This window comes from Acinetobacter sp. CIP 51.11 (assembly GCF_000369665.1).
Classification (GTDB): domain Bacteria; phylum Pseudomonadota; class Gammaproteobacteria; order Pseudomonadales; family Moraxellaceae; genus Acinetobacter; species Acinetobacter lwoffii_S.
In genome coordinates this window covers 649,062-665,375 of record NZ_KB850129.1, presented here as the reverse complement: position 1 = coordinate 665,375, position 16,314 = coordinate 649,062, and the positions used below count along the sequence as shown (strand labels likewise).

Below are 16,314 nucleotides of genomic sequence, written 5' to 3'. Positions count from 1 at the left end.
GGACACAGAAAAGCCCCTGGCATTTAGAACTAGGGGCTTTCATTTTACTTCGATTTTTTTGAACTGGTCTTCGAGGTTTTAGCCTTGGTTGACTTGCTCTTAGAGGAGCTGCTCGACTGCTTTTTAGCAGGTGCTGATTTTTTTGAAGAAGACTTTTTCACTTTAGTGTCGTCTTTACTCTTGTTGCTGCTTTTCGCTTTAGCCGGTTTTTTCGCGGAAGAGGTCTTTTGGTCTTTCGCTTTATCACTGGCCTTTGAGCTTGAATTTTTCTTCGCCTTCACTTTTTCATCTTTGCTGGCATTGTCTTTCTTAGAAGATGCCGCTTTAGATTTACTGCTCGCCGCTTTTTTAGTGACTTTGCGATCACTGTCTTTGTCACTACTCTTATTCGGCTTTTTCAGTTTCTCATCTTGGGTCTTTTTAGCAGTTTTTGCTGATTTTTTGCTGTCTTTCGCCTGGTTATTTTTACTATTCGCCATGGTTACTTTCCTTATCATTAAAAATCAATCAGAAAGATATAAAGCGCTTTGCTGTATATCAACTTCAAATTACTTTAATGGGAGAGCGGCAGGATTAAAACTTTATCGTGTATCCAAGTGTAGGCTTGTTGCAAACACAAGCAGGAATTGTTTGAGTTCTAGACTGAAACATAGCAAGTTTTGGGACAGGTCTTTAAACCCTGTTACCAGGTGTTATTTATAGCAAGTGAGCTTTTGAATTAAGTATTGATATCCTCTTCCTTTAAAAGCAAAAAACCCCGAATGATCGAGGCTTTGAGTAACTTATTTTTAAGCTTTAATAATTAATAGCTTTCTGGAACCGCACTTAAAAATTCACGGCGTGTTTCTTTATCGGTTTTAAAATCACCAATAAATGATACCGTACGTGTGGTTGATTCCTGCTTGCCTACACCACGCATCATCATGCACATGTGCGCAGAATCAATGACTACGGCAACACCACGTGCTTTGGTGACTTCAGCCACGGCTTCTGCAATTTGCTGAGTCAGATTTTCCTGAATTTGTAAACGGCGTGCAAACATTTCAGTAATGCGGGCAAATTTAGACAGGCCTAAAACATGACCTTCTGGCAAATAGGCGATATGTACGCGGCCATAAAATGGCAATAAGTGATGCTCACATAGCGAATAAAATTCGATGTTTTTGACCAGTACCATTTCACGGTTATCGGAAGGGAAGACCGCCTTGTTGGTCACTTCTTCAAGTGTCTGGCTATAACCCGAGGTTAAATATGAAAATGCTTTCGCAGCGCGCACAGGCGTATCTTTGAGACCAGGGCGATTTAGATCTTCGCCAACGGCAGTAAGAATGTTTGCGTAGGATTGCTGCATAGTCATATGACGTATTCACTTAAACTGAGAATGAACAAGGACGGCATTGTAGCAGAAAACTTTTACAATGCCTTGTTTTGAGGCTAAAACCGTTTACTGTTTGAACTTTGGATTCTTTTCTGCACGTTTGAGCAAAACCAATACCGCACCGGTACCGCCTTGCTTTTCAGGTGCACTGACAAATGCCAAAACATCGCGATGCTGACGCAGCCAGCCGTTGACATAGGTTTTTAAAATCGCTTCTGGACCTTTACCATGTACGATTTTAATCACGTTCTGGTTTTCATCTTTGGCGATTTGAATAATCTGCAGCACGGCTTGACGCGCTTCTTCCACAGTACAGCCATGCAGATCCACAGCTTCAAACCAGCGCAAGTTACCGGCTTTCAAGTCTTCAAACACTTTATGCTGCAAGGTGGCAATGCGGTAACTCAAGTTGGCCTGACTGCCGACAGGATTGAGCATGGCCTGAGTATCTGATAAAGCCATTGCCTCTGTTTCCAGCGGGCCAGTAGCCGCTGCACGCTTTGCCAAGATTTGTGCATCCGGCTTTTTCTTGCGTGGTTTGTCCAGTTGAACCGTATTTCCCGATTCAATTTTTTGTACGCCCTGCATTTGCTTGCGGAATAATTCCAGTTCTTCTAACGCTTCTTGCTCGACAGTCTTTTCAACAGGTGCAGCAACGACCGCAGGCGTTTGCGGCTGTGTAATTTGCTTCTTAAAAGATTTCAGCAGGTTGTACTGATCTTTAGATAATGAAGAATCGTGTTTACTCATAATGTAAAAACAAGGGAGATGCGGAATTTACAAGAATTATAGTCTGAAAATAGACAAAGGAGAACTGAATTGCGTTCATGAAATTGCTGAGGATTTTAAATACGCTCGAGAATCTATGATCTACTTTTCAATATTGAAAATAAAAAAGCCCAATCCTGAGATTGGGCTTTTTTAATGCTTAGGTGAGCATTTACATTTTAAACCGCTTCAGGCTCACCAAACAGATCGCGGAAAGCATGATCCGGACGTGGCTGTTTCATGAAGCTTTCGCCGACCAGAAAGGCGTGAATATCATTTTTCTGCATCATCGCAACATCCGCAGGTGTGGCAATACCACTTTCAGTCACCAGCAGGCGTGAAGGGTCCAGTAATTTTTTCAAACGTAATGATGTGTTTAAATCCACATCAAAGGTTTTTAAATTACGGTTATTTACACCGAGCAGACAACGATCAGAAAGTTTTAAAGCACGGGATAGTTCTTCTTCATCGTGAACTTCAACCAGTACATCCAGATGATGTTCAAATGCAGTTTTAGACATTTCTTCTAACTGCTGATCAGACAGGCAAGCCACAATTAGCAAGATACAGTCTGCATGCAGAGCACGTGCTTCGATAACTCCATAAGGATCGATCAGAAAGTCTTTGCGCAGTGCAGGCAGGTCGCAATGTGAACGGGCAATCTGAATGTTGTCATCGTGACCCTGGAAAAAGTCTACATCGGTCAGCACCGATAAACAGGCTGCACCTGCCTCCTGATACTGTGCTGCAATTTCCGCAGGGTTAAAGTTCTCGCGAATAATGCCCTTAGATGGTGACGCTTTCTTAATTTCAGCAATGACACCCGGACGTTTCGACACTAAAGACCGGGCAAAACCACGCACAGGTGATGCACCTTGTGCCAGTTCTTCCAGATCTTTATAGCTTTTCTGCTTTAAACGTAGGGCAAACTCTTCTTTTTTACGGTCAACAATCTTGCCTAAAATTGTGTTTGCGATATCCACCATGATCAAAATCCCTGACCGAATTAAGCTTCGTAATGTTTAATGGTTTTGGTAAATTCAGACAGCACACTCATTTTTTCAAGTGCCTGACCGCCGTAAATAATGTCATGTGCCAGCGCAACACCTTGCTTATAGCTGCTGGTTAAACCGGAGACATAAATACCCGCGCCGGCATTCAGCGCGATCATGTTCGCGGCTTTATCACCGATGTCTGATTTTTTCTTGCCCAGCGCGTCTTTGATCAAAGCCAGACTTTGCGCAGAATCTTCCACAATCAGTCCGGTCAGAGTTTGCGACTCAATATCGACCGATTCAGGAATAATGTCCCATTCGGTAACTTCGCCATTTTTCAGTTCAGCAACATGAGTTGAGGAGGCAATACTGATTTCATCCAGCCCATCACGTGAATGTACCACCATCACATGTTCAGCACCGAGCTGTTTCATGACTTCGGCAATAGGACGGCAGAGTTCATTGGAAAATACCCCAATGACTAAACGATTTACTCCGGCCGGATTCGTAAGCGGGCCAAGTAAGTTGAAAATGCTGCGAATCCCTAATTCTTTACGTGGGCCGATTGCATATTTCATGGCTTGATGATGATTGGGTGCAAACAGGAAGCCGACACCGACATCACGGATACACCGTTCAGTCTGCTGCATGTTCAGGTCAAGATTAATCCCCGCCTGTTCCAGTAAATCTGACGAACCTGATTTGGTCGAAACGCCGCGGTTACCATGTTTGGCAATGGTGGCGCCCGCTGCTGCAATTACAAATGCCGAAGCAGTAGAGACATTAAACAGGTTTTGACCATCACCGCCTGTACCGACGATATCGACCAGATAAGGAATGTCACTGACATCAATTTTAGTGGCAAGTTCACGCATGACACGTGCAGCTGCGGTAATCTCATCAATGCTTTCGCCTTTAAGGCGTAAGCCCATCAGCAGGGCACCAATCTGGGCATCGGTCGCTTCACCTGACATGATGGCATGCATCACGTCTTGCATTTGATCCTGAGTCAGGTGAATGTTTTTAGTAATATTGCTTAAAGCTTGTTGAATATTCATAAGGTGTTCTTAGGCATAAATTTCGAGAAAGTTTTTAAAGATTTGATGACCATGCTGGCTCAGAATCGATTCAGGATGGAACTGCACGCCTTCGACCGGCAATGTCTTATGTTTTACACCCATAATTTCTTCCATAGAGCCATCCGCTTCATTGGTCCAACACGTCACTTCCAGACATTCGGGCAAGGTGGCTTGATCAATCACTAGGGAATGATAGCGCGTTGCAGGAAATGGAGAAGGAAGATTGCTGAAAATCCCGGTATCACTGTGGTACATATCAGACAGACGGCCATGCATGACACGTTTGGCACGCACGATATCACCGCCAAATGCCTGACCAATACTCTGGTGACCAAGACAAACGCCCAGTAAAGGAATTTTTCCAGCAAAATGCTGAATGGCAGGAATAGAAATCCCTGCTTCACTTGGCGAGCACGGGCCGGGGCCAATCACTAAATACTTGGGTTGCCATCGCTCTATATCTTCCAATGTCACGGCATCATTACGGACTACTTTTACTTCTTGATTCAGTTCGCCAAAATATTGGACGATGTTATAAGTAAAGGAGTCATAGTTGTCGATCATTAAAAGCATGAGCTTAACCTATTGAAATTAATGCACTTAACTGTGCTAATGTTGTCCAGATCGTACTTTATTTATACGTGTTGCAAGCACTTGCCTGACACAACTAAATCATTGATTTCATTGTGTGAAAATAAAGCACGCTTCATCATAGCAAAAAATAGCTGCATTCGGCGCAACAATTTCGCCCAATTTAATAGCTTTAAAAACTTGTAGAAAGTTAAATAAAATTTTTATGATGATTTAAAGTAATAGGCTTACTCAGAGAAAGTTTTAAATGAGTATTTTTTAGAGTAAAACTTAAAAATGAAAAATAAGATCAAAGAGAGGTTAAAAGTTTGATGAAAAAAACATCACTTGAATAATTAAGCTTTGTATAAACTTTTCTATTGAAAGTAGATTTAAAGAAAATGCCTCATAATAGGCATACATCCCTAAATGAATCACAAAACTTTCTTTACTGATATCTACTAAAAAATGCTCAATTTTTAGCCAAAAACAAGTAAAAACTTAACAAAAGTAAGAAAAAGCAGCATATTTGCTATAAAAAGCTATGTTTCTCATACATTTTTACAGACACATGCACTATTTAGGTGCGCTAAAAAATAAAGCTGAAATAAAATAAATGAAGAATGCTTGAATATAGTGCATTTAGTTTTGCAGCTAGTATAATAGCCGCAAAGTATTTTTGTCACTTCATGATTTCTTATAAAGATTTCAAGATTTTATCTATACTTTTAAAAGTTGGTACGGTAATTGCTTAATAACTATCAACTGCTAACACGCACTTCACGGGTGCAACAAAAACATCGGAGCAAAATGAGCATGGCGAACAAGGTCCTTCAACTCATACAAGAAAGTGGCGCAAAATGGGTCGATTTTCGCTTTACTGATACCAAGGGTAAAGAGCAACACGTCACTTACCCAGCAGACAGTATTGATGAAGATACATTTGAAGACGGCAAAATGTTTGACGGTTCTTCAATTGCAGGTTGGAAAGGCATCGAAGCATCGGACATGATTTTACGTCCGGATGCGGCAACAGGTTTTATCGACCCGTTCTTTGCAGAGCCAACAGTTGTTGTAACTTGTGACGTCATCGAGCCATCAACTGGTCAAGGTTATGATCGTGACCCACGTTCGATTGCGCGCCGTGCAGAAGAATATTTGAAATCTACCGGTATCGGTGATACTGCATTCTTTGGTCCAGAACCAGAATTCTTCGTATTTGACGAAGTAAAATGGGAAATCGACATGTCTGGCGCGCGCCATACATTGATCGCTGAAGAAGCTGCTTGGTCAACTAACAAAGACTACGAAGGCGGTAACTCTGGTCACCGTCCACGCGTAAAAGGCGGTTACTTCCCAGTTCCTCCTGTAGATTCTTCACATGACATGCGTGCAGACATGTGTGCGCGTATCGAAGACATCATGGGTCCAGGTCGTGTAGAAGTACATCACCACGAAGTTGCTTCTTGCCAGTTAGAAATTGGTGTGAGCTTCAATACCATGGTGCGTAAAGCAGACGAAGTTCAACAGTTCAAATATGCGGTTTGGAACGTTGCGCATCAATATGCAAAAACAGCAACCTTTATGCCTAAACCAATGGTTGGCGATAACGGTTCTGGTATGCACGTGCATATGTCGATCTCTAAAGACGGCAAAAACCTGTTTGCTGGTGATGAATATGCAGGCCTTTCAGAAATGGCGTTGTACTTCATCGGTGGTGTAATTAAACATGCCCGTTCTTTGAATGCGATCACTAACCCTTCTACAAACTCGTATAAGCGTTTGGTTCCACATTTCGAAGCACCGATTATGCTTGCTTACTCAGCGCGTAACCGTTCTGCATCTATCCGTATTCCTTACGTGTCTAGCCCGAAAGGCAAGCGTATTGAAGCGCGTTTTCCAGATCCAATGATGAACCCGTACCTAGGTTTCGCGGCATTGTTGATGGCTGGTCTTGACGGTATTCAAAACAAGATCCACCCAGGTGAAGCTGCTGACAAGAACTTGTACGATCTTCCACCGGAAGAAGAAGCAAAAATCCCTACAGTGGCGCATAGCCTGGATATGGCGCTTGAAGCACTTCAAGCGGATCATGATTACCTGTTAAAAGGTGGCGTGTTCACGAAAGAAATGCTTGATGCTTATATCGAGCTTAAAACTGAAGAAGTTCGTCGTCTAAACACGACTACTCACCCAGTTGAATTTGATATGTACTACAGCTTGTAATTCATCACGAATTAAAGCGAAGAAAACCCGCGCATGTCGCGGGTTTTTTTGTATCATCTATTTATAATTTTAAATGATTGATGGGCTTAAATGGCACAACGTAAAAAGCACACCAGCTTTTATCCATGGATTGATCCAAAAGATCATAACAAAGGTTTTAAGTTGAACTTCTCTGAAGTGACTTATCTTGAAGTGGGGCGGACTCCCGAGGGTTATAAGCAGGCTCAATTTGTGGCGCTGAAAAATCCTGAAATAGCGCTGGATTATGCTTATCCAGAATCATTTTATTTGAGTGCTGAAGGTTTTATTTTAATTAAAACCCCACAAGGCAAATATGAAATCATTGCAAAAACAGATAACTGTTAACAATGAATAGTCGTTCTAGAAATCAAAATCAGCGTGTGTTGCTGTCAACTCTGCCTGTTGAGTTAAAACCGTGGCTGTATGCATCGGGTTCACTCACGCAACAACTGACCGATTTGGCGCAAGGACAATTCCATGTCGAGCCAATTCAAGAGCATTTTCAGCGTTTAAGCTTTGCCAATGCCAAATGGATGCAGATGTCACATCAGCATACTTCCTGGGTGCGTGAAAGTTATCTCTACGGCTCGGAACAGTCTCCTTGGGTGAAAGCCAAAAGCATCTTTCCGATTTTAAGCCTGCAAAAAAAAGCCCGAATTTTTCAGCATATTGGCACCAAACCGATTGGCTTGTTTCTGTTTCAGCGCACCAATCCACTCTGCCAGCGTCGGGTGGTACTTTTAGATGAGGGCTGGACCCGTCAGAGCTGCTATACTTGGCACGGCTGTAAATTTATCGTACAAGAAACATTTTTACCGGCATTTGAACACTTTATACAAAATTCACGGGCTTGATTTTTATGGCAACCGCACAAGCAATCACCTGGCGTGAGCGTCTTAGCGCCTATTATTATCTTTGTCGTTTTGATAAACCGATTGGGACTGAACTGGTTTTTTGGCCTACCATGTGGGCGCTGTGGATTGCAGCTCAGGGAATGCCACGTATTGAAATTTTAATTCCCATGATTTTGGGTGTGATTTTTATGCGGGCGGCAGGCTGTGCCATTAATGATTTTGCTGACCGTAAAGTCGATGCACATGTGGAGCGTACTAAAAACCGTCCGCTAGCGACTGGGATTATCAGTGCCAAAGAAGCTGTGATGGTATTTCTGGTTTTGGTGTCTGCCAGTGCCTGCCTACTATTTTTTCTGCCAATCGAAACTTTTTACTGGTCATTTGGGGCTTTATTTTTAGCGTTTATTTATCCTTTTATGAAGCGCTATACCCATTTACCTCAAGTCTTTTTGGGTGCAGCATTTTCCTGGTCGATTCCGATGGCTTATACCGCAGTTGGACAAACGCCGGATTTAACCTGCTGGCTTCTATATTTTGGTAATCTGGCCTGGACCGTAGCCTATGATACCCAATATGCAATTGCAGATCGTGAATACGATTTAAAGATTGGGGTGAAATCAACCGCGATCTTATTTGGTCGATATGATATTCAGATCATTAGCGCTTTGCAGGCCATTAGTATTCTTTTGATTGCTGTAGCACTTTGGCTAGAAAATTTACTGATTCCATTTGGTTTGGCTGCATTAATTGTTGTCGCTCTCGATTTTATTTACCAATGGTTTAAAACTCGAGATAAAAATCCACATTTGTGTTTCTGGGCGTTTAGGCATAACCGCTGGATTGGACTGATTATTTTTGCAGGAATACTACTGGCTTTGAGGTAGTGACTGTCTATCGACTGAGAAAAAAGCGTCCTATAAGGATGCTTTTGTTATTGCCTAATCTATAAGGCTTGAGCTATGACTTTATTTTGTTATATTGGGCAGTGTAATTAAATGACGAAATTAAAGCAGGTTTGTTATGTCTGAGCAGCCACAGCCCCGCAGTATCAAAAAGCTATTGATCTTCGGTACGCTTGCACTTTGTATTCCGGTATTTTTAATTAGTATGGCATTTCTTGCAGTGAATAGTGATGCTAAAAATCAGGAAAAATACAAGCAGCAGCAGGCAGATATGATTGCACGTATTGAAGCACGAGAAGCTGCGGAAAAGCTCAAAGCAGAGCAGGATGCTAAGGCAAATTCAACACAAGCTGTGTCTAAAAGTAGTGCAACAGCACCTTAATCTATCTAAAATCCCTTTGCACTTATCTAATACTGCAAATGTCTGTGTAGTAGATAGTTACATCGTTTGTCGAAAACTATTTCACTTGATTGTAGATATTTGATATTTCGTAACTAAGCAATCCGAACTCTAAAACAGAAAAATATAGCCATCAATCATCCGATCGGTGGCTATATTTAAATCATCTTAAAGCAATTCTTTGCGCAATTGTTCTGAAGATTTAATTGAAAGTAGGGCAGGTGCTACATCTAGGGCTGTTTTAGCACCATATTGCTGAGTTTGATTCAGGCGGTAGCAGGCACGGGCATAAGCCACTAGAACACTTGCAGTAAACTCCGGATTGCTATTCAGCTTTAAAGAAAACTCAATCACCTGTTTTTGTGCATCACTGGTATTACCACTACGAATGACAAAACCGCCATGTGGCATATCCTGATGATCTTTCAGTAATGTTTCCTCACTGATAAAATTCACGGTCGTATTATAATCCGCAAAATAATCAGGCATGCTGACGATCGTTTGTTCAACTGTTGCCGCATCAGCCCCTTGTTCCAATACCACATAACAGTCACGATGATGTTTGTCTTTGGTGCTTAACTCAGGTCGTGCGCCACTGCGGACTTGTTCAATCGCATCAGTAGATGGAATGGTATATTGAACACCAGCTTTCACCCCAGGTACACGGCGGATCGCATCTGAATGTCCCTGGCTTAAACCTTTACCCCAAAAAGTATAAGTTTCGCCATCTGGTAATAGCGCTTCACCAAATAAACGGTTAATCGAGAACATGCCAGGATCCCAGCCAATAGAAATCATGGCTGTTTTTTTGTTAGCAAGGGCGGGTGCATCGACTGCAGCATAGTATTCCGGAATACGTGCATGCGTATCAAAACTATCTACAGTATTGAATTTACTTGCAAAGATAGGCGCCTGTTGTGGCAAGTCATCTTTAGAGCCGCCACAAAGAATCAGCACATCAATTTTATCGCTAAACTCATTTAATAGTGCATCCATGCTATACACTTGAGTTTCTGCAAAGCAAGGAGAGACGCTGCTTGGTGAGCGGCGAGTAAAAATACCGACAAGCTGCATATCAGGATTTTTCTGGATGGCAGTTTCAACACCGCGGCCAAGATTACCGTAACCCGCGATACCAATACGAATAGAATTTTGCATAAATAAACGATCACTGAATAAAAAAACAACGCCAAAAATAAGCAAGGTAATGATGGCCAGAAATGGAACAGGCCAATCAGGTCATCTGACTTATATTTTGTTTTCGAAAGGATTATAGAGCGATAATTTAAACTTTATCACCCTAATCCTGCAGAAAGGCAGGTTTAACTGAGAATGCTTGTGATGAGACGCTAAATTGGACGAGGATAGGTTAATTTTGAGGCATGAAAAGCTGCCGAGAAATTAAAAGCGGAGCAGGAGGCTTTGATTAATCCAATTCAAGCTGCAGCGAGAAATATCGAAATTGCAGCTTAATTTATTTTAAATCCCTTTGCAGTTGTCTGATAGTCGGAATCTGGGTGTATCGAATCACGGTATAGCCTGCTGCAATCAGCATGGCATCGCGTTCAGCATCTTCCTGCTCTTTGCCAATATGGCTCGGATCATCCAGTTCGACAATCGCCACTACATTATATTCACGATCAAGTACTACGAAGTCTGTGACTTTGCGATTAAATTGATTGCGCATTTTCATCTGATCGTGCGTGATCAAAGCGCTAAACGCGACTTGTGCCAGAATGTGATGATGAGGAAAGGCATCTTTCAGACGTGTAAACATCCTGCTTTCAAAAGCAGTAATGACGCGCTTTGGATAGAATTTCTTTTGACGGGTGAAGAGATGTGGGAAGAGCAGGCAAACTAATGCAAATGTTGCCAGGCAGCCAATCACAAAAAATATAAACTGACTCAAATTAAACACAGATCACAAAAGGGAAGAATAAAAAAACCCACTTCGCAATGAGTGGGTTTCTTCAGAATCTTGGCTCTCCCACCTGGGCTCGAACCAGGGACCTGCGGATTAACAGTCCGTCGCTCTACCGACTGAGCTATGGGAGAATAGATTGGCTCTCCAACCTGGGCTCGAACCAGGGACCTGCGGATTAACAGTCCGTCGCTCTACCGACTGAGCTATTGGAGAATCTGACAGCGATTATAGAGAGATTTGAAAAGGGGTCAAGGCACTTTTAGAAAAAAGCAGCATAAATTGAATCAAGTGTTTTAAAAATAGTCGAAAAGGTTTGTAGTTCAAACTGTTATGTTTATGTAAACCGGTTCTAATAACAAAATCGCGATCAGCCTGAATTTTGATAAGTGATCTGGATCATAAGAAATGAGAGGTTGATCGCACATATAAATCAAGATGATCTCAATTTAAAAAATACAGCTATAAAAAAACCCACTTCGCAATGAGTGGGTTTTTTAGAATCTTGGCTCTTCCACCTGGGCTCGAACCAGGGACCTGCGGATTAACAGTCCGTCGCTCTACCGACTGAGCTATGGAAGAATAGATGGCTCTCCAACCTGGGCTCGAACCAGGGACCTGCGGATTAACAGTCCGTCGCTCTACCGACTGAGCTATTGGAGAATCTGATCGGCATTTTAGGGAGGAATAACCAGGTCGTCAATCAATTAATGTAAAGAAATGAATTGTTTGCTTTATTAATATTCATTTAGTGCCTAAAAATAAAAAAATCACCCGAAATGGGTGATTTTTTTAGCAAAGAAATAAAAAATTATTTCTCAACACCTGCAGGCTGACCTGCATATTTCGCATTTGCATAATCCCAGTTTACTAGGCTTTCTAGGAAAGTAGAGATGTACTTAGGACGAGCATTACGGAAGTCGATGTAGTAAGCGTGTTCCCAAACGTCAATCGTCAACACTGCAATTTTACCGTGCGCCATTGGCGTATCAGCATTTGAAGTTTTCATGATTGAAAGCTGACCGTTTACTTCGTCAGCCACTAACCAAGCCCAACCTGAACCAAATTGAGTAGTTGCAGCAGCAGCAAATTCTTCAGCAAATTTTTCATAAGAACCGAATGCTTCGTCAATTTTCGCAGCCAAAGTACCAGTTGCTTTACCGCCGCCGTTTTTAGCCATACAGTTCCAGTAGAACGTGTGGTTCCAAACTTGAGCCGCGTTATTGAAAACACCCGCTTTAGAAGCATCACCAGCAGTTGCTGTAATAATTTCTTCTAGAGTTTTGCCTTCAAGCTCAGTACCAGCGATCAGGTTATTCAGGTTAACCACATACGTATTGTGGTGTTTGTCGTGATGGTATTCTAAAGTTTCTTTGCTGATGTGTGGAGCAAGATCTTCGTAGCCATAAGGTAATGCTGGTAAAGTAATGGTTGTCATGTTTTCAATTCCTTGCATTTTGCTGGGTTTTAACAATAAGTGGCTTTATTGTAATAGATAATCGGGCAGAAATGGGCATCGTGTATAAATAACAATACAGAATAAAGCCTGAAAATATATGAATAAAGCCACTGATCATAAACGTCAGTCGAATTAAATCGGATTGTTTAATTCGAAATAATCATACTCAATATTAAACTGTTCTGAAATAGCCTTGGCCAGGCGTTGCACACCGTATTTTTCAGTCGCATGATGGCCACAGGCATAATAATGCACATTCAGTTCCTGAGCTTCATAAAAGGTCCGTTCAGACACTTCGCCCGAAATATAGGCATCACAGTTCTGTAGTGCCGCTTTTTGAATATAATCCTGCGCACCGCCGGTACAGAAACCGACTTTATGGATTTGAGTTTTGTCTGCAGGCAGATGAATCGCATCAAAGCCCAGCTTTTCTGAAACATAATTTTTGAAATCTTCCGGATTCATCGGCTGTTTTAAATAGCCAATATTGCCAATCGGACGTTTTTCACTCGGATCAAGCTGTTCAATATTTTCGAGTTCTAATAAATCCGCAATGGCAGCATTATTTCCCAGTGTTGGATGACTGTCTAAAGGCAGATGATAGCCAACCAGTGAGATATCATGTTGAATCAGGGTTTTAATACGTTTACCACGCATGCCGGTAATCGGATAGGCTTCACCTTTCCAGAAATAACCATGATGAACCAGCAATAAATCTGCGTCTTGCTCAATTGCGGCTTCAATTGCACTCTGGGAGGCGGTCACGGCACAGAGGATTTTATTCACCTCGGATTTGCCTTCAATCTGCAAGCCATTCGGTGCATAGTCCTTAAATTCACGTGCTACCAACGTCTGGTCACACCATTGAATAATATCGTTCAAATTCGCCATAAAATTCCTGTAAGTTTAAAACTTGCCCATATTTATCTATAGGTCTAATTGTAACTAAAGCTGCACAAATCTCTGTGGAATTTTTTGTGTTTAGTTATGTATTTAGCATTACAATAGGACACAAATTACTTAGTCATCAACGAATTAAAATATTTTAGAGGATAGCAACGTGCGCCGCACCTTTACATGGTTACCCTGGGTGTTACTGATTTTAGTCATTATCGGTTTTTTGGGGTGGCAACAACTACAAAAACCAAAGGCACCAGTTGCGCCAGATGGCGTCAAAATGCCTGCTGAAAAAGTAGAGCCGTTGATTGATACGTCGCGCTCAGGAGGCGTGGTCTCCTATAGTGCTGCTGTAAAAGTGGCAGCACCCGCTGTCGTGAATATTTTTACTACCCAAAAAGTCAAGCAACAGGCGCATCCTTTACTGACCGATCCGGTATTTCGTGAATTTTTTGGCGATCAGTTACCTGACCAGTATGGACAAAGCCCGAATGAAAACAGTTTAGGTTCGGGTGTAATTGTACGTCCAGACGGTTATATCCTGACCAATAACCACGTGATTGCGCAGGCCGATCAGATTGTAGTGGCTTTGCAGGATGGACGTCGTGCTGAAGCCAAGGTGGTCGGAACTGATCCGGATACCGATCTGGCCGTGATCAAGATTGAACTGACACAATTGCCAGTTCTGCCATTTAAACTCAGTGGCAATGAAGTCGGTGATGTGGTTCTGGCGATTGGTAATCCTTTTGGTGTTGGGCAAACCGTGACGCAGGGGATTATCTCGGCAACGGGCCGTTCAGACTTGGGTATTAATACCTATGAAGACTTTGTGCAGACTGATGCTGCAATTAACCCGGGTAACTCGGGTGGTGCGCTGATTGATGTCGCCGGTAATTTAATTGGTGTGAATACTGCAATCTTCTCGCAGTCTGGTGGTTCACTGGGGATTGGTTTTGCCATTCCGGCCAAAATCTGTCAGCAGGTGATGAATGCCATTTTGAAAGATGGCCGTGTGGTTCGTGGCTGGTTAGGGATCAGCTTATTACCTGCAGAGCGTGATGATGTCCTGCAACCCAAAGAAAAAGGTGTGACGGTCGCAGAAGTGCTACCGGATGGACCTGCTGCCAAGGCTGGAATCCAGCGTGGCGATAAGATTATGAAAGTAAATGAGGAAGAGATTAGTTCTGCCTCACATCTGATTAATTTTGTGGCCTTGCAAGAGCCAAACAGTACCATTCAGATTGAAATTGAGCGGGCAGGAAAAACCATGATCCTAGAGGTTGTGGTGACTGAACGTAAGGCACAAAACAGTGCTTCACAATATATTCCTCTGCCAGGCCAATAAGTTTGATTAAAAAAAATCCCTCATGATGAGGGATTTTTTTTATACTTTCTTTCAGCATGTTCTGATACAAAAGTGAAATATTAAGCGTTTTATAAATCATTTAGCTTAGTGAAATAACATTAAAAGAGAAAATAAAAATGAATTTTATGACGGCAGATCAGGCCAAAATTTTATCTAATGTTGCTAACCTGAATATTGAAATGTATAAGCCACGTCTGGCGCAACTGATTGAAGATAATGCCCGGCAAGGCAATACAGCGGTACTGACAGTTTTTCCCAAACATCTGCCTTTGGAAGATATCCGTGCCTTGTCTGCCGAGTTAACAGATCTGGGTTATAACGTACGTTTTGAAGTACAAGAATTTTATTACAGCTTTAATGTCTACTGGCTGTAATTTTAACAGTTGTTCAAAAAAGGTCCTGTTTAGGCATATATTTTGCTGCGTTCATCTCATATTTAAACTATGAGAATTTTATGTCTTTATTTATTCATCGTGCAGCACGGGCCGATGCGCCTTATGTAGTGCTTTCTTCTGGGCTAGGCGGACATGCCAGTTTCTGGAATCCACAAATTGAGGTTTTGCAGCAAGATTTTCATGTGGTGACTTATGATCAGGAAGGTTGCCATTCGGATTCTGAACTGTTGTCAATACCTTATTGCGTAGATCATATGGCCCGACAGATTCTGGATTTATTGATCAATCAGGATATCCGTGAATTTCATTTTATTGGTCATGCATTGGGTGGGCATATCGGCATGCAGCTTGCGACTTATCAGGTTGATAAAGCGTTTAAGTTATTCAGCCTGACTATGTTGAATGCCTGGGGAGAACTGGATTCACATACCCAAAAATGTTTTCAGGCACGCACATCATTATTGTTGAATGGCGGAGCCGAGGCTTATGTGCGGGCACAAGCCTTATTTCTGTATCCTCCACACTGGATCTCGACACATCTTGACCCGTTAACAGAAGCAGAAAATAAACAGCTACTGGACTTTCCGTCAATTCAAAATGTCTTAGCTCGTATACAGGCAGTGCAGGCTTTTAAGCTAGAGGAGGCACATCAGCAGGCGCTCAAAGATGTTCTTGTACATCTGATTGCCAATCAAGATGATTTTTTGGTGCCTTATCAACGCTCGCAACAACTTCAGCAATTATTGCCGCATAGTCAGCTCAGTCTGTTTGCAACAGGAGCGCATGCTTCTACAGTGACTGAAACCGCCCAGATCAACCAAAGCATACTGCAATTTTTAAAATCAGCCTGATATTTTCAGCAAATCACTTTGTTTGCTCAAGCCAGAACTTATTTCTGGCTTTTTATTTTTTCTAATGAATCATTTTTATGGTTTTTACTCAAAATCTGATTCTTCCTAAAAGCGATGATGATCAATTTTAATGCACCTCAATGAAACACGATGAGCAAAATTGATTCAGGGGTGGAAATCATTATTTTACTAAAAATTCAAAAAAATAAATATTAAGTATTTGAAATTAAAT

Annotated in this window: 18 protein-coding genes and 4 tRNA genes; 8 read left to right on the top strand and 14 right to left on the bottom strand. The window is 41.9% G+C overall.

Annotated elements, in window-relative coordinates; all coding sequences use genetic code 11:
- Positions 1–44: 44 nt before the first annotated feature.
- The 6 genes from F894_RS06975 to F894_RS06950 all read right to left on the bottom strand — a co-directional run bounded on the left by F894_RS06975 (position 45) and on the right by F894_RS06950 (position 4,793).
- The gene (locus tag F894_RS06975; protein ID WP_005246853.1) at positions 45–479 is read right to left on the bottom strand and encodes a hypothetical protein; all 435 of its coding nucleotides are present in this window, start codon (positions 477–479) and stop codon (positions 45–47) included.
- Positions 480–802: 323 nt separating this feature from the next.
- Positions 803–1,351, bottom strand: a complete 549-nt coding sequence (gene folE, locus F894_RS06970) for a GTP cyclohydrolase I FolE (protein WP_171065034.1) — start codon at positions 1,349–1,351, stop codon at positions 803–805.
- Between the two features lie 93 nt (positions 1,352–1,444).
- Positions 1,445–2,128: a Smr/MutS family protein gene (locus F894_RS06965; protein WP_005246851.1), complete on the bottom strand. Its 684-nt coding sequence runs from the start codon at positions 2,126–2,128 to the stop codon at positions 1,445–1,447.
- A gap of 197 nt (positions 2,129–2,325) precedes the next feature.
- Positions 2,326–3,132 carry an indole-3-glycerol phosphate synthase TrpC gene (gene trpC, locus F894_RS06960; protein ID WP_005246850.1) on the bottom strand — a complete coding sequence of 269 codons (807 nt, stop codon included), beginning with the start codon at positions 3,130–3,132 and terminating at the stop codon, positions 2,326–2,328.
- A gap of 20 nt (positions 3,133–3,152) precedes the next feature.
- On the bottom strand, positions 3,153–4,199 hold the full coding sequence (gene trpD, locus F894_RS06955; RefSeq protein WP_005246849.1) for an anthranilate phosphoribosyltransferase: 1,047 nt from the start codon (positions 4,197–4,199) through the stop codon (positions 3,153–3,155).
- Positions 4,200–4,208: 9 nt separating this feature from the next.
- Positions 4,209–4,793, bottom strand: a complete 585-nt coding sequence (locus tag F894_RS06950) for an anthranilate synthase component II (protein ID WP_004646400.1) — start codon at positions 4,791–4,793, stop codon at positions 4,209–4,211.
- Positions 4,794–5,600: 807 nt separating this feature from the next.
- Between F894_RS06950 and glnA the strand changes: the two genes are divergently transcribed.
- The 5 genes from glnA (at position 5,601) to F894_RS06925 (ending at position 9,175) form a co-directional block, all read left to right on the top strand.
- Positions 5,601–7,016 (top strand): type I glutamate--ammonia ligase, encoded by a 1,416-nt coding sequence (glnA, locus tag F894_RS06945; protein WP_004279641.1) that lies wholly within the window; start codon positions 5,601–5,603, stop codon positions 7,014–7,016.
- Positions 7,017–7,106: 90 nt separating this feature from the next.
- Complete coding sequence (locus tag F894_RS06940; protein ID WP_004279642.1) at positions 7,107–7,382, top strand: hypothetical protein; 276 nt, start codon at positions 7,107–7,109, stop codon at positions 7,380–7,382.
- 2 nt (positions 7,383–7,384) lie between these two features.
- Positions 7,385–7,891, top strand: coding sequence for a chorismate--pyruvate lyase family protein (locus F894_RS06935; RefSeq protein ID WP_005107418.1), 507 nt, complete (start codon positions 7,385–7,387; stop codon positions 7,889–7,891).
- A 5-nt stretch (positions 7,892–7,896) separates the two neighbouring features.
- Positions 7,897–8,775, top strand: coding sequence for a 4-hydroxybenzoate octaprenyltransferase (gene ubiA, locus F894_RS06930; RefSeq protein ID WP_005107417.1), 879 nt, complete (start codon positions 7,897–7,899; stop codon positions 8,773–8,775).
- Between the two features lie 136 nt (positions 8,776–8,911).
- On the top strand, positions 8,912–9,175 hold the full coding sequence (locus F894_RS06925; protein ID WP_005246848.1) for a hypothetical protein: 264 nt from the start codon (positions 8,912–8,914) through the stop codon (positions 9,173–9,175).
- A gap of 186 nt (positions 9,176–9,361) precedes the next feature.
- On the opposite strand, the gene F894_RS06920 is transcribed toward F894_RS06925, so the two are convergent.
- From F894_RS06920 to F894_RS06885, 8 genes are all read right to left on the bottom strand, one after another.
- Entirely contained in the window at positions 9,362–10,351 is a 990-nt protein-coding gene (locus F894_RS06920; protein ID WP_004279649.1) for a diaminopimelate dehydrogenase, read from the bottom strand.
- A gap of 316 nt (positions 10,352–10,667) precedes the next feature.
- Positions 10,668–11,111 carry a DUF2726 domain-containing protein gene (locus F894_RS06915; RefSeq protein WP_004279650.1) on the bottom strand — a complete coding sequence of 148 codons (444 nt, stop codon included), beginning with the start codon at positions 11,109–11,111 and terminating at the stop codon, positions 10,668–10,670.
- A 61-nt stretch (positions 11,112–11,172) separates the two neighbouring features.
- Positions 11,173–11,248: transfer RNA gene (locus F894_RS06910), tRNA-Asn, on the bottom strand.
- A gap of 6 nt (positions 11,249–11,254) precedes the next feature.
- Positions 11,255–11,330, bottom strand: a tRNA-Asn gene (locus F894_RS06905).
- A gap of 290 nt (positions 11,331–11,620) precedes the next feature.
- Positions 11,621–11,696, bottom strand: a tRNA-Asn gene (locus F894_RS06900).
- A 5-nt stretch (positions 11,697–11,701) separates the two neighbouring features.
- Positions 11,702–11,777, bottom strand: a tRNA-Asn gene (locus F894_RS06895).
- Between the two features lie 148 nt (positions 11,778–11,925).
- Entirely contained in the window at positions 11,926–12,552 is a 627-nt protein-coding gene (locus tag F894_RS06890; RefSeq protein ID WP_004646486.1) for a superoxide dismutase, read from the bottom strand.
- Between the two features lie 153 nt (positions 12,553–12,705).
- A complete protein-coding gene (locus F894_RS06885; protein WP_005246847.1) occupies positions 12,706–13,464 on the bottom strand; it encodes a Nif3-like dinuclear metal center hexameric protein in 759 nt (252 codons plus the stop codon).
- Between the two features lie 169 nt (positions 13,465–13,633).
- On the opposite strand from F894_RS06885, the gene F894_RS06880 reads away from it, so the two are divergent.
- The 3 genes from F894_RS06880 (at position 13,634) to rutD (ending at position 16,082) form a co-directional block, all read left to right on the top strand.
- Positions 13,634–14,815: a S1C family serine protease gene (locus F894_RS06880; RefSeq protein WP_005246845.1), complete on the top strand. Its 1,182-nt coding sequence runs from the start codon at positions 13,634–13,636 to the stop codon at positions 14,813–14,815.
- A 137-nt stretch (positions 14,816–14,952) separates the two neighbouring features.
- Entirely contained in the window at positions 14,953–15,210 is a 258-nt protein-coding gene (locus F894_RS06875; protein ID WP_004730148.1) for a hypothetical protein, read from the top strand.
- 80 nt (positions 15,211–15,290) lie between these two features.
- Positions 15,291–16,082 (top strand): pyrimidine utilization protein D, encoded by a 792-nt coding sequence (rutD, locus tag F894_RS06870; protein ID WP_005246844.1) that lies wholly within the window; start codon positions 15,291–15,293, stop codon positions 16,080–16,082.
- Positions 16,083–16,314 lie beyond the last annotated feature (232 nt).